The organism is Streptomyces sp. NPDC014870 (assembly GCF_043081505.1).
Classification (GTDB): domain Bacteria; phylum Actinomycetota; class Actinomycetes; order Streptomycetales; family Streptomycetaceae; genus Streptomyces.
The window spans coordinates 170582-182630 of sequence record NZ_JBIBWQ010000004.1 but is presented as its reverse complement, the minus strand read 5'-3'; the positions used below and the strand labels follow the sequence as shown (position 1 = coordinate 182630).

The following is a 12049-nucleotide window of genomic DNA, read 5'->3' as shown; positions in this document are numbered from 1 at the left end:
CCGTAGCCGGCCGGAAGGAGCCGATCACGGAACGTCGCCGCTTCGCCGCCCGTCCCCACCGGCCCGCCGGGGACGCGCGGCGCCGCCGTACAGTGGCATGGGCGCGAATGACGCATGGAGCCGATCCGGCCCCGGGACGATCCCCGGTACCCGGCCGGCCCCGGCATCCACGAGGAGGCACTGCCGTGAGTGAGCTGCGATTCGTCCGCTTGGGCTTCGGCGAGGACGCCGTCGAGTACCAGGTGGCCTGGGACAAGCAGCGCGAGGTGCACGCCGCCCGGTTCGCCGACGAGATACCGGACACGTGCCTGCTCCTGGAGCACCCGCCCGTGTACACGGCGGGTCGGCGTACCGCGGAGAGCGAGCGCCCCCTCGACGGGACGCCCGTCGTGGACGTGGACCGGGGCGGCAAGATCACCTGGCACGGCCCGGGCCAGCTCGTCGGCTACCCGATCATGAAGCTGCCCCGCCCGGTCGACGTCGTCGCGCACGTCCGCCGCCTGGAGGAGGCGCTCATCCGCACGGCCGCCGAGTTCGGTCTGGAGACCACCCGGATCGAGGGCCGCAGCGGCGTGTGGGTGCTCGGCGACCCGGTCGAGCAGCGCCCCGCGCTCGGCGGGCTCTCCCTGGACTTCGACCCCCGGCTGACCGACGAGGAGTTCGACCCGCGCCTCAACGGTCCCGAGTACGCCCCGTCCAACGCCGGCCAGCGCCGCGAGGACCGGAAGCTGGCGGCGATCGGCATCCGGGTCGCCAAGGGCGTCACCATGCACGGCTTCGCGCTGAACGTGAACCCGGACAACACCTGGTTCGACCGGATCATCCCGTGCGGCATCCGCGACGCGGGCGTCGCCTCCCTCGCGAACGAGCTGGGCCGGGACATCACGATCGAGGACGTCCTGCCGGTGGTCGAGAGGCATCTGGCGGAGATCCTGGAGAACGCGGAGCTGAAGGCGCGCGAGATCTCCGAGCCCGCCCCGGCGGCTGCCCCGGCGCCTGCCCCGCAGTCCGCCTCGGCACCCGTCTCGACACCCGTCTCGGCGCCCGTCTCCGCCTAGGGAATGCCGGGTCCTGGCCAGAGGTTGGCCAGGCGTAAACAAAACCGCATGAACAACGGGCGTACCCTGGTGTGCGCCGAAGAATCGAAGCTACAGGGAGCCGGTCGTGTCCGCAGTCGCACCCGACGGACGCAAGATGCTGCGCCTGGAGGTCCGTAACGCCCAGACCCCCATCGAGCGCAAGCCCGAGTGGATCAAGACCCGGGCGAAGATGGGACCCGAGTACACGAAGATGCAGGGCCTCGTGAAGAAGGAGGGCCTGCACACGGTCTGCCAGGAGGCGGGCTGTCCCAACATCTTCGAGTGCTGGGAGGACCGAGAGGCCACCTTCCTCATCGGCGGTGACCAGTGCACGCGGCGCTGCGACTTCTGCCAGATCGACACGGGCAAGCCCGAGGCGCTGGACCGTGACGAGCCCCGCCGTGTCGGTGAGTCGGTCGTCACGATGGACCTGAACTACGCCACCATCACCGGCGTCGCGCGCGACGACCTGGAGGACGGCGGCGCCTGGCTGTACGCGGAGACCGTGCGCCAGATCCACGAGCAGACGGCGGGCCGCGCCGACGGCCGCACCAAGGTCGAGCTGCTCGCCCCCGACTTCAACGCCGTGCCGGAGCTCCTCGCCGAGGTCTTCGCCTCGCGCCCCGAGGTCTTCGCGCACAACGTCGAGACGGTGCCGCGGATCTTCAAGCGGATCCGCCCCGGCTTCCGCTACGAGCGCTCCCTCGACGTCATCACGCAGGCCCGTGACTACGGTCTGGTCACGAAGTCGAACCTGATCCTCGGCATGGGCGAGACCCGCGAGGAGATCAGCGAGGCGCTCAAGCAGCTGCACGAGGCCGGCTGCGAGCTGATCACGATCACCCAGTACCTGCGTCCGACGGTCCGGCACCACCCCGTGGAGCGCTGGGTGAAGCCGCAGGAGTTCGTGGAACTGAAGGAGGAGGCCGACGAGATCGGCTTCTCCGGTGTGATGTCGGGCCCGCTGGTGCGGTCCTCGTACCGCGCGGGCCGGCTGTACCAGCAGGCGATCGAGAAGCGCGGCGCGGTCGACAACGCGACGCAGGCGGTCTGATCCCCCGGCGGATCCGCCGGGATCCACCCCTCCGCGCACTGTGTGAATTCGCGCACAAGTAGTTACCGGCAGGTAGTGGCCGGATCCGACGCGGCCCGTACGACCCCGCAGCTCAGGGGGTGCGTACGGGCCGCGTCAGCGTTTCCGGAGGTGCGCGGATGGCCGCATCAACGTTTCATCAGTGTTTGACCGTCGGGTCACGCACTGGTAACACCAGTCTGTGAGCCTGGCTTCACTCACCGCCACAGCGGGAGGCCACACTCCGCTCCACCCCCCACCTCATCTCATCCATGCTTGAGGGAGGACCCCGTCATGCAGGCCGCGACCCACGTCCGTGCCACCGCCATCCCGTCCGTCACCGACGCCCTGAAGGCCGTCGAGGCGCTGCTGCTCGCCGGCGGCCAGCGGACCGCCCGCCGCAACGCCTGGACGTCGGTCCTGGAGGACCGCCGCCGGGCGAAGGACCGGGTCGAGGCCCAGGATGTGATGGAGGCCGTGGCTGGCCGCGCTTCCCGGGCCACGTAAACTTCAGGACATGGCGAGGAAGGCAAACACGGGCAGCGGTGACGCTGCGAACCAGGGGCGACTGAAGCAGATCGCCCTCACGTACAAGATGACCCGAAAGGCCGATCCGAAGGTCGGGCTTGTCGTCGCGGGCGTGGGCATCGTCGTACTCGGTGTCCTCCTCGCGATCGGCTTCCTGATCGGTCACCCGGTCTACCTGGGCATTCTGGGCTTCATCCTGGCGCTGCTGGCGATGGCGATCGTCTTCGGACGGCGCGCCGAGCGGGCGGCCTTCGGCCAGATGGAGGGCCAGCCGGGCGCGGCCGCGGCGGTGCTGCAGAACGTCGGGCGCGGCTGGACGACGACCCCGGCCATCGCGATGAACAAGAGCCAGGACGTCGTGCACCGCGCGGTCGGCCGGGCGGGCATCGTGCTGGTGGCCGAGGGCAACCCGAACCGGCTGAAGCCGCTGCTCGCGGCCGAGAAGAAGAAGATGGCCCGGATCGTCGTGGACGTTCCGGTCACGGACATCATCGTGGGCAACGGCGAGGGCCAGGTGCCCCTCAAGAAGGTCCGTACGACCATGCTGAAGCTCCCGCGCGTCCTCTCGGGCCCGCAGGTGACCACGACCAACGACCGGCTGCGCGCGATGGGCGACCTGATGAGCAACATGCCGCTGCCGAAGGGTCCGATGCCCAAGGGCATGCGGATGCCGCGCGGCGGAAAGATGCGCTGACCCCACGGACGAACGAAGGGGCCCCGGAACCGATCGGTTCCGGGGCCCCTTCGTCGTACGGCCACGGCCGTCGTCGCGGCCACGGGAGATTTCGCGGCTGCGGGCGATGCCGTACGGGTGTCAGATCCGGACCTGGACGGCGCCGGAGAGGCGGTCGTGGAGGCCGCGGCCGTCGCGGTCCCAGATGAGGGCCGGGATGGCGAGGCAGACCAGGACGCTGCGCAGGACGACGCGCAGGACGCCGAGCCGGCCGCCGTTCACCGAGGCGACCCGGAGGCCGAAGATCCGCTTGCCCGGGGTCGAGCCGATGGTGCCGACCGTCAGCACGCTCAGGACGAGCAGGATGAGGAGCGCCCAGTTGCCGGTCGCCTGGCTGTAGCCGTCCGTGACGAGCCCGTATGCGATCACCATGCACAGGGCCCAGTCGACGGCGAGGGCGCCGATCCGGCGGCCGGGGCGGGCGATCGAACCGGGCCCCTCCTCGGGGAGCCCGAGCTGCTGACCCCGGTAACCGAAGTCGACGCCTGCGTTCTCGGCCGCCGCGCGGGGGCCGGACAGCCATGATCCGAGTGCTTCCCTGTTGTCCACGGGACAACGGTACTGCGCCCGTTTTCGATCACTTCGGCCCGGGTAGCCGCGCAGCATCGAAGAGCGGAGCCGCACCCAGCCCGGTTAACTTGGGCGAAACAAATGGGTCACGCTTGAGAAATCCCGTCTGCCTATGGTCGGGTCCAGCGTGTGCCCCCGCACTGGTCGCACGACAACGAGCTGCAACCCCGCCCCTCCCCGGGCCGGGAGTAGGAGGAGTTGGATGTTCCAGAACGCCGACGAGGCCAAGAAGTTCATCAAGGACAACGACGTCAAGATGGTCGACGTCCGTTTCTGTGACCTTCCGGGAGTGATGCAGCACTTCACGATCCCGGCGACGGCGTTCGACCCGTCCGAGGAGCTCGCCTTCGACGGCTCGTCGATCCGCGGCTTCCAGGCCATCCACGAGTCCGACATGGCGCTCCGCGCCGACCTGTCGACGGCCCGCCTGGACCCGTTCCGCCGCGACAAGACGCTGAACATCAACTTCTTCATCCACGACCCGATCACGGGCGAGCAGTACAGCCGTGACCCGCGCAACATCGCGAAGAAGGCCGAGGCGTACCTCGCCTCCACCGGCATCGCCGACACCGCGTACTTCGGCCCCGAGGCGGAGTTCTACGTCTTCGACTCGGTCCGCTTCGAGACCTCGGCGAACCAGGGCTTCTACCACATCGACTCCGAGGCGGGCGCCTGGAACACCGGTGCGACCGAGGACAACCGCGGCTACAAGGTCCGCTACAAGGGCGGCTACTTCCCGGCCCCGCCGGTCGACCACTTCGCCGACCTGCGCGCGGAGATCTCCCTGGAGCTGGAGAACGTCGGCCTCCAGGTCGAGCGCCAGCACCACGAGGTCGGCACCGCCGGCCAGGCCGAGATCAACTACAAGTTCAACACGCTGCTGGCCGCGGCCGACGACCTGATGCTCTTCAAGTACATCGTGAAGAACGTCGCCTGGCGCAACGGCAAGACCGCGACCTTCATGCCGAAGCCGATCTTCGGCGACAACGGCTCGGGCATGCACGTCCACCAGTCGCTCTGGGCCAACGGCGACCCGCTGTTCTACGACGAGACCGGCTACGCGGGCCTCTCGGACACCGCCCGCTACTACATCGGCGGCATCCTGAAGCACGCCCCGTCGCTGCTGGCCTTCACCAACCCGACGGTGAACTCCTACCACCGCCTGGTCCCCGGCTTCGAGGCCCCGGTCAACATGGTGTACTCGCAGCGCAACCGCTCCGCCGCCATGCGCATCCCGATCACGGGCTCGAACCCGAAGGCCAAGCGCGTCGAGTTCCGCGCGCCGGACCCGTCCTCGAACCCGTACCTCGCCTTCTCGGCGCTGCTGCTCGCGGGCCTCGACGGCGTGAAGAACAAGATCGAGCCGGCGGAGCCGATCGACAAGGACCTGTACGAGCTGGCTCCCGAGGAGCACGCGAACGTCCAGCAGGTCCCGACCTCGCTCCCGGCGGTCCTCGACGCCCTGGAGGCGGACAACGAGTACCTGCAGGCCGGCGGTGTCTTCACCTCCGACCTGATCGAGACCTGGATCGACTACAAGCGCACGAACGAGATCGCCCCGATCCAGCTGCGCCCGCACCCGCACGAGTTCGAGCTCTACTTCGACCTCTAGGACGCCCGCGCCACGGCGCCGTACGAGGCCCCGCCACTCTCCGGGAGAGCGGCGGGGCCTCCGCGTTTCCCGGGGCCGTGCGTCTCAATCTGCGCAAGACCTGTGCGGCGCTCTTCACTTGGTGTTTACGATTCCTCCGCATCTCGCCGCCACTCGTCGAGTGGCCCTGCGCCAGGAGCCGCCGTGTACCCGAACCAACCCCCGCAGCCGTACCCGAACGCCTACGGACCCCAGCCGACCCCGCCCGCGCGGAGGCGCTGGTGGCAGCATCCGGCGCTGGTCATCACCGCGCTGGTCGTGCTGCCGCCGGCCGGTATCGCGCTGGCCTGGCTGAGCCCGTGGAACGGGACCAGGAAGATCCTGGCCACCGTGCTCTCGGGCATCTGGTTCGTGGTCCCGTTCTTCGGCGACGCGCCGGCGGAGAAGAAGGACGACGCCAAGGCGAAGACGGCGGCCTCGGCGAGCCCCACGCCGACGGCGACCACCGCCACGCCGACTCCTACCCCGACGCCGACTCCGAGCGCGGACATCGTGATGCCCGATGTCGTCTCCAAGGCGTTCTCGGAGGCCGAGGCCGCCGTGGAGGCGCTGATCGACGGGGAGTTGCGGGCGGACAGCGCGTACGCCGACGTCAGCCTGCCCGCGAACCACACGACCTGGATCGTCTGTTTCCAGGGTCCGGCGGCGGGCGCGCGACTCGTGCCGGAGTCCGCGAACCCGAACGTCCACCTGGTGGCGCCCGGCACGAAGTGCCCCGCGACGACCGGGACCGAACTGCGGCCCGAGCCCTCGCAGTCGCCGAAGCCGACGGCGTCGCCGACCCCGAGGCCCAAGCCGAAGCCCCGGCCGACCACCGCTGCTCCGGAGCCGACGCGGGACGAGCCGGACAACGTGTACTACAAGAACTGCACGGCCGTGCGCGCCGCCAATGCAGCCCCCATCCACGCGGGCGACCCGGGGTACGGGCGCCACCTCGACCGCGACGGAGACGGCGTCGGCTGCGAGAGCTGAACGGGGAGGCCCCGGAGAGCGTGTGCGCTCCGGGGCCTTCTGGTGTCGGGTCTCGGGGTCAGCGGCCGTAGCGGATCAGGGCGCGCACCATGCGGCACGTGGTGTCGGAGGGCGGGTGGATGCCGGTGAGTTCCGCCGTCGTGCGTATCTTGTCGTTGCTCGCCCGCGCCGGGTCGTGGACGCCCGCGTCGAGCAGGACGATCGCGAGGCGCATGGCCTTCAGGCGGCGGTTGTGGCTGACGTACCACTCGCGGGGGCGGCCCGCGGGGAGCGGCTGCTTCTGGAGCGGCTTCCAGGGTTCGAGGGACGGTGTCCGGATCACGGCGAGTGCCATGGGCGACCTCCTGGCGAAAAGCGGGGTGCGGGCCCTCCCCGGGACCCTCACCTTCACCCCCTATTTTAGGCGCCCCCACTGACAATCGCCCCTGTTCAGACCGGGTTTGAGGGGTACTGGACGGGCGCGCACCGGGTACCGTTGGGGACATGGAGATCTGGATCAATCCGGCCTGTTCCAAGTGCCGTGGCGCGCTGCATCTGCTGGACGAGGAGGGCGCCGAGTACACCGTGCGGCGCTATCTGGAGGACGTGCCGAGCCCGGCCGAGATCAGGGACGTCCTGGGGCGGCTCGGGCTCGAACCCTGGGACATCACGCGGACGCAGGAGGCGGTCGCGAAGGAGCTCGGAGTGAAGGACTGGGCGCGCGACGAGACGAGCCGGGAACGGTGGATCGAGGCGCTGTCCGCGCACCCCAAGCTCATCCAGCGGCCGATCATCACCGCCGACGACGGCTCGGCCGTGGTGGGGCGGACCGACGAGGCGGTTCGGGACGCGCTCTCGCGCTGAGGCTACGTGTGGTCCTCGAAGAAGCGCCTCACGTGCTCGTACGTCTCGGGCGGGGCGCCGGCTGGCAGGGTGTGGTGGGTGGCACCGGCGAGTGTCGCCATCTCCAGGTGCGGGACCGTGCTCCTCACCCTGACGGCGACCCGAGCGCTGTCGTGGGCCCGGCTGTGCTCGGCGAGGAGGAGCAGCGTCGGCGGCTTCAGGCCGACGAGGTCCGCGCGCCTGGGGCGCGGGCCCGTGACGGGGCGGGCGCCGGGGAACTCGGCGGCCAGCGCGAGCAGTCGGAGCCAGCGCGGGTCGAGTTCCGCGCCGCCCGTCTCCCAGAGCAGGAACGCGGCGGTTCGGGCGGGGGTGGACCGCAGCAGCGTGGGCAGGGCCCGGAGGAGGTAGCCGGGGCGGAAGCCGGTGAAGCAGTTCGTCGGGTCGAGGAGGACGAGTCGGTCGACGCGCTCGGGGGCTCGCAGGGCGTGGTGGAGAGCGATCCAGGCGCCGTAGGAGTGGCCGACGAGGGCGGCGGAGTCGAGGCGCAGCCCGTCGAGGAGGGCGTGCAGCCAGGCGGTGAGGTCGTCGACGGTACGGATCGGCCGGCCGGGCGCCGGAGTGCTTCGGCCCGGCTCGCCGACGAGGTCGACGGCGTGGACCCGGTGGCTCCGGCCGAGCGCGGCCGCCATGGCGTACCAGCCGGTGGCGGTGGCGCCGCCGCCCGGCAGCAGGAGGACCGGCGGGGCGTCCTCGGGGCCGTGACTGAGGAGTCGGGTCGGGCCGTAATCCGTCACCACGTCGGAGGTGGTGGTTCCGGCGGGCCAGAGGTCGAGGACTGCGTCGTAGGCGGCGAGGAAGGCGGGGGAAGCGGCGGCGGTGGGCATGGCGCGAACCTCTCGCTGGGCGATAATCTCGCTGAACGAGATAATAGAGCGGAGGGCCGTCGATTGACAGAGCCACCTGAGCTGGACGTCTTCCATCTGCTGCGCGCGGTCTCGGTCGAATTCGGCCTGCTCCAGGGCGAGTTCGCCACCCTCAACGGAATCCACCCCACGGACGTCAGGGCCCTGATCTGCCTGCTCGACGCCGAGCGCGCCGGGACGGGCCTGACCGCCGGGCTGCTCGGCGCACGACTCGGCCTCAACTCTGCGGGCACGACCGCCGTCATCGACCGCCTCGAACGCCTCGGGCACCTCACCCGTGTCCGTGACGAGGGCGACCGCCGCCGTGTCCTCCTCCGGGTCGAGGAGAGCGCCAAGGACCTGGGCCGGGCCTCCTTCGGGCCGCTCATCGACGCGACGGTGGACCTGCTGCGGGAGTTCACCCCGGCCGAGACCGATGCCGTACGGCGCTTCCTGACGGGCGCACGGGACATCATGGCGGCGGCCGGGGCCGCGCCGGACGCGCGCTGACGCCCCCTGCCGGTCAGCTCCCCGACGCGGCCCCCGTCGCCTGCTCCGCCTGCGTCAGGATTTCCGTGAGCCGGGCGCCGAAGTGGGCGTCGCAGGGGTGGGGGGTGCCGGTGCGGGCGGCGGCCAGGAGGGCGTCCACGGCCCTGGTGTAGGCGTCCGTCGCGCCGTCCCAGGCCGGGAGCACGGCCTTGCCCCGCTCGCCGTACAGCCTGAGGGCGGCCTCGGCGGCCTCCGGGGGCGCCGAGAGCGTGAGGGTCGCCGTGCTGCTCGCGCCCGAGGTGTGGCGCAGGGTCAGGTGGTGGACGTCCGCCGCGCCCCGGACCGCGGTCACCTCGGTGACGTCGCCGAGGATCGGCAGAAGGACCGAGAGGACGTGCGGGCCGACGTCCCACAGGCCGCCCTTCTCGCGCCGCCATGGCGAGGCGGCGTACGCGCTCGCCGAGCCGGGCCCGAAGAGCGAGCCGAGCCAGTGCGCCTCGCCGAGGAACCAGCCGCCCGCCGCCGCCTGTTCGTCGATCCAGCGGGCCGTCGGCTCCGCGAAGCGGAGCGTGCAGAAGACCACGGAGGCGACCCCGCCCAGGTCGGCGAAGTCGGCGACCTGGGACGCCGCCTCGACCGTCGTCGCGACCGGCTTGTCCAGGAGGAGGTGGCAGCCGAGCGCCGCCGCCCGGAGCGCGAGCGTGGACTGGACGTCCGGGGGCAGGGCGAAGGCGATCGCGTCGCAGGATTCGAAGAGCGCCTCCTCGTCCTCGTACGCCGTCGTGCCGAAGGCGGCGGCCAGTTCGGCCGCGGCCTCGGGGCGCCTGCCCCAGACCCCGGCGAACTCCACGCCGGGGTGCGCGGCCAGCGCGGGCGCGTGGGTCCGTGCGGCCCAGGGGCCCGTGCCGAGGAGTCCGATGCGCATCGTCATGCCACCCAGTCTGCCGTGTCCCACGGCATGCGAAGACACAGGCATCCTGCCTCCGTACCCCGCCCCCCCGGTAGTCCGTACGGCTCCGCCTCTCGCCCGTGTCGCTTTCCCTGGTCTCGGCCTCCGGGACCTGCCTGTCGACTACCCAGGATCGAAATCCCAGGTTTGCTGCTCGGGTCATCGATGGCTTCGACGAGGCCCGGCTGCGTCCAGCCGTCACGCAGTGAGCGTGAGGGCAGGGGCTTGTGACTCAGCCCCGCAGACCCACAACCACCAGCCGCGGGCGGCGATGTTGTGGGACGAGTTCAGGTCTGCGTGCTCAACAAAGCCGCAGGACCTGCATACGAACACGGCCTGGGAAGGCCGGTTGCGACGGTCGATGTGATGGCACCGGGAGCATTCCTGACTGGTGTAGGCAGGGTCGACGTACACGACCGGAACTCCGGCTCGTCTCGCCTTGTAGGCGATGAACGTGCCGAGTTGCCGGAACGACCAGGAGTGCAGGGTGACGCGTTGGGGCTTGCGGAGCCGTACCCGCTCACGGATGCCGCCCAGATCCTCCAAGGCGATCCCGCGACCGGTGCGTTGAGCCTCCGTCACGATGCGCTTACTGATCTTGTGATTGATGTCCCGGGCCCGGCGGGCTTCTTTCCCCGCGTGCTTCCTCGCCCGACGCTTGGCGGACTTCGTGTTCTTCTTCTGGAGCTTTGAACGGAGCTTCCGATCGGCCTGGCGGCGCCGATTCAGTAGGCGGCCGCTGCACCGGATGCCGGTGGAGACGGTGGCGATGTTCACGATCCCCAGATCCACGCCCACAAACCCATCAGGTGCCGTGATCGCCTCGTTCTCGGGGATCTCGCAGGTTGCAATCAAGTACCAGGCCCCGTCCCTGTACAGCAGATCCGACTCACCCTTGCGACACTCGGCCAGGACCGCCAGCTGCTCGTCCTGCCCGCTGAAAGCAAGGCGCTTCATCCGCCCGGCAACGGTCCAGATCGAAACCGTGCGCTCCTTCATCTGCCAGGACAGACATCGGTCATCGAACGGCTGCGCCGCGTGGGGGCGGAAGGCGACCGGCCTGCCGGTGGCCATCCGGTGCCGCTTCGATCCCGGCTTGCCAAGGGTTTCCGGCCTGCAGGTTCGCCGAAAGAGCGGTGTAGGCGTCGGCAACCTTCCGCAGTACGTGCAGCGCCGGCTGCGCCGACAGCCCCCGCGCCTTCAAGGCGGCATACCCAAGGACCTGAAGCGAGGCCCGAGACGCCCGCACCGTCTCATGGGATCGAGCCGACAGCCAGTTCGCTGCCTGATTGCAAACGCGCAGTGTCGCCTCGAGCGCCGACGCCTGCACGGGCGTCGGCAGCAGCTTCACTCGCACCACCAGCTTCATGGCGCTGACGCCAAGCCCCTGTCGGCCGCGCGAGCGTGAGATTCTCACCTGTCAGCAGAATGTGCGAACAGCCGTGCAGACGTTCGTCGCCAACGGGTGCCCACCACCGAGCATCACCCGGGCCTCGTCGGCGATGCGCCGCGCGTCTGGCGGAACCGGCTCGACCCGGAGCGCCGTCCATGTGAACCCCGTATACGACGCGGACGGATTCGACGTGCGCCGGCTCGCGCCGAGCGTGCCGGCGGCCGGAATCCGGGACGCCGAGGACCTGGCGGCACTCATGGAGATCACCCGGTTCAAAGAGGGGCGGACGGGGCTCGCGGAGGCGCTGCGGGTCTTCGAGATCCACCCGGGGCAGTGCGGACTCATGCTGTACGTCGCCGACGCCCTGGCCGCCGCGTTCGTCGTACCCCACCCCGGGGACTACCGCGCGCTCCACCCGAGCCTCATCGAGGACCTGTACGGGGAGCTGATCCACCAGTACGCGTTCTACGGCGCCGCTGTGCCGGAGTTCACGGCCCGCGTCCGGGACGGCGCGGGCTCCGTGCGCACGCTCGCGGACCTGCGGGCGGCGGCGCGGGCGCAGGAGCGCTCGTGGGCGGAGGCGCACGACGGGCTGATGGCGCGCGATCTGTTCGAGACCTCGTACGCGTTCGAGCGGGTGTACCGGATAGGTTCGTACGATCTGTACCGTTTCTTCCGCGGGACGGCCGAGGCGCTGGACACGTCGTACGCGGAGCTCGTGCGGCGGGTGGAGAACGCCGGATTCGGGTCGCCGATCAACGCGCACGTCACCGCACGACGGGTCCGGGAAACACAGGAAAGCTGAGTAACACGGGGTTCACATTCGGGCAACGACCGGGAAATCCCTTGTTGCCAAGCTGCGCGCAGACAGACACACACCGCAGCTCTC

12 protein-coding genes and 3 pseudogenes are annotated in these 12049 nt (G+C 70.4%); 10 read left to right on the top strand and 5 right to left on the bottom strand.

Annotated elements, in window-relative coordinates:
• Positions 1 to 185 precede the first annotated feature (185 nt).
• The 4 genes from lipB (at position 186) to ACF09C_RS13310 (ending at position 3373) form a co-directional block, all read left to right on the top strand.
• A complete protein-coding gene (gene lipB / locus ACF09C_RS13325; protein ID WP_392091614.1) occupies positions 186 to 1058 on the top strand; it encodes a lipoyl(octanoyl) transferase LipB in 873 nt (290 codons plus the stop codon).
• A 106-nt stretch (positions 1059 to 1164) separates the two neighbouring features.
• Positions 1165 to 2133: a lipoyl synthase gene (gene lipA, locus ACF09C_RS13320; protein ID WP_392091613.1), complete on the top strand. Its 969-nt coding sequence runs from the start codon at positions 1165 to 1167 to the stop codon at positions 2131 to 2133.
• A gap of 312 nt (positions 2134 to 2445) precedes the next feature.
• On the top strand, positions 2446 to 2658 hold the full coding sequence (locus ACF09C_RS13315) for a hypothetical protein (RefSeq protein WP_362013484.1): 213 nt from the start codon (positions 2446 to 2448) through the stop codon (positions 2656 to 2658).
• 10 nt (positions 2659 to 2668) lie between these two features.
• Positions 2669 to 3373: a DUF4191 domain-containing protein gene (locus ACF09C_RS13310; protein WP_392091612.1), complete on the top strand. Its 705-nt coding sequence runs from the start codon at positions 2669 to 2671 to the stop codon at positions 3371 to 3373.
• Positions 3374 to 3493: 120 nt separating this feature from the next.
• Here ACF09C_RS13310 and ACF09C_RS13305 read toward each other — a convergent pair whose 3' ends face one another.
• Positions 3494 to 3961, bottom strand: coding sequence for an RDD family protein (locus tag ACF09C_RS13305; protein ID WP_392091611.1), 468 nt, complete (start codon positions 3959 to 3961; stop codon positions 3494 to 3496).
• Between the two features lie 223 nt (positions 3962 to 4184).
• Here ACF09C_RS13305 and glnA point away from each other — a divergent pair, with 223 nt between their 5' ends.
• Together glnA and ACF09C_RS13295 are read left to right on the top strand one after the other, a co-directional pair.
• Positions 4185 to 5594: a type I glutamate--ammonia ligase gene (gene glnA / locus ACF09C_RS13300; protein ID WP_392091610.1), complete on the top strand. Its 1410-nt coding sequence runs from the start codon at positions 4185 to 4187 to the stop codon at positions 5592 to 5594.
• Between the two features lie 183 nt (positions 5595 to 5777).
• On the top strand, positions 5778 to 6605 hold the full coding sequence (locus tag ACF09C_RS13295) for an excalibur calcium-binding domain-containing protein (RefSeq protein WP_392091609.1): 828 nt from the start codon (positions 5778 to 5780) through the stop codon (positions 6603 to 6605).
• 58 nt (positions 6606 to 6663) lie between these two features.
• On the opposite strand, the gene ACF09C_RS13290 is transcribed toward ACF09C_RS13295, so the two are convergent.
• Complete coding sequence (locus ACF09C_RS13290) at positions 6664 to 6939, bottom strand: hypothetical protein (protein ID WP_362424332.1); 276 nt, start codon at positions 6937 to 6939, stop codon at positions 6664 to 6666.
• A 149-nt stretch (positions 6940 to 7088) separates the two neighbouring features.
• Here ACF09C_RS13290 and ACF09C_RS13285 point away from each other — a divergent pair, with 149 nt between their 5' ends.
• Positions 7089 to 7448 (top strand): arsenate reductase family protein, encoded by a 360-nt coding sequence (locus ACF09C_RS13285; protein ID WP_392091608.1) that lies wholly within the window; start codon positions 7089 to 7091, stop codon positions 7446 to 7448.
• Between the two features lie 2 nt (positions 7449 to 7450).
• On the opposite strand, the gene ACF09C_RS13280 is transcribed toward ACF09C_RS13285, so the two are convergent.
• A complete protein-coding gene (locus ACF09C_RS13280; RefSeq protein WP_392091607.1) occupies positions 7451 to 8311 on the bottom strand; it encodes an alpha/beta fold hydrolase in 861 nt (286 codons plus the stop codon).
• A 63-nt stretch (positions 8312 to 8374) separates the two neighbouring features.
• Between ACF09C_RS13280 and ACF09C_RS13275 the strand changes: the two genes are divergently transcribed.
• Positions 8375 to 8839, top strand: coding sequence for a MarR family winged helix-turn-helix transcriptional regulator (locus tag ACF09C_RS13275; RefSeq protein ID WP_392091606.1), 465 nt, complete (start codon positions 8375 to 8377; stop codon positions 8837 to 8839).
• Positions 8840 to 8852: 13 nt separating this feature from the next.
• Here ACF09C_RS13275 and ACF09C_RS13270 read toward each other — a convergent pair whose 3' ends face one another.
• Both ACF09C_RS13270 and ACF09C_RS13265 read right to left on the bottom strand, forming a co-directional pair.
• Positions 8853 to 9749, bottom strand: a complete 897-nt coding sequence (locus ACF09C_RS13270) for a Gfo/Idh/MocA family protein (RefSeq protein ID WP_392091605.1) — start codon at positions 9747 to 9749, stop codon at positions 8853 to 8855.
• A 216-nt stretch (positions 9750 to 9965) separates the two neighbouring features.
• A pseudogene (locus tag ACF09C_RS13265) lies at positions 9966 to 11136 on the bottom strand (RNA-guided endonuclease InsQ/TnpB family protein).
• A gap of 117 nt (positions 11137 to 11253) precedes the next feature.
• Between ACF09C_RS13265 and ACF09C_RS13260 the strand changes: the two are divergent.
• Both ACF09C_RS13260 and ACF09C_RS13255 read left to right on the top strand, forming a co-directional pair.
• Positions 11254 to 11461, top strand: a pseudogene (locus ACF09C_RS13260) (hypothetical protein); the annotation flags it as partial.
• Positions 11450 to 11965 (top strand): annotated as a pseudogene (locus ACF09C_RS13255) (hypothetical protein); the annotation flags it as partial. The pseudogenes ACF09C_RS13260 and ACF09C_RS13255, both read left to right, overlap by 12 nt.
• Positions 11966 to 12049 lie beyond the last annotated feature (84 nt).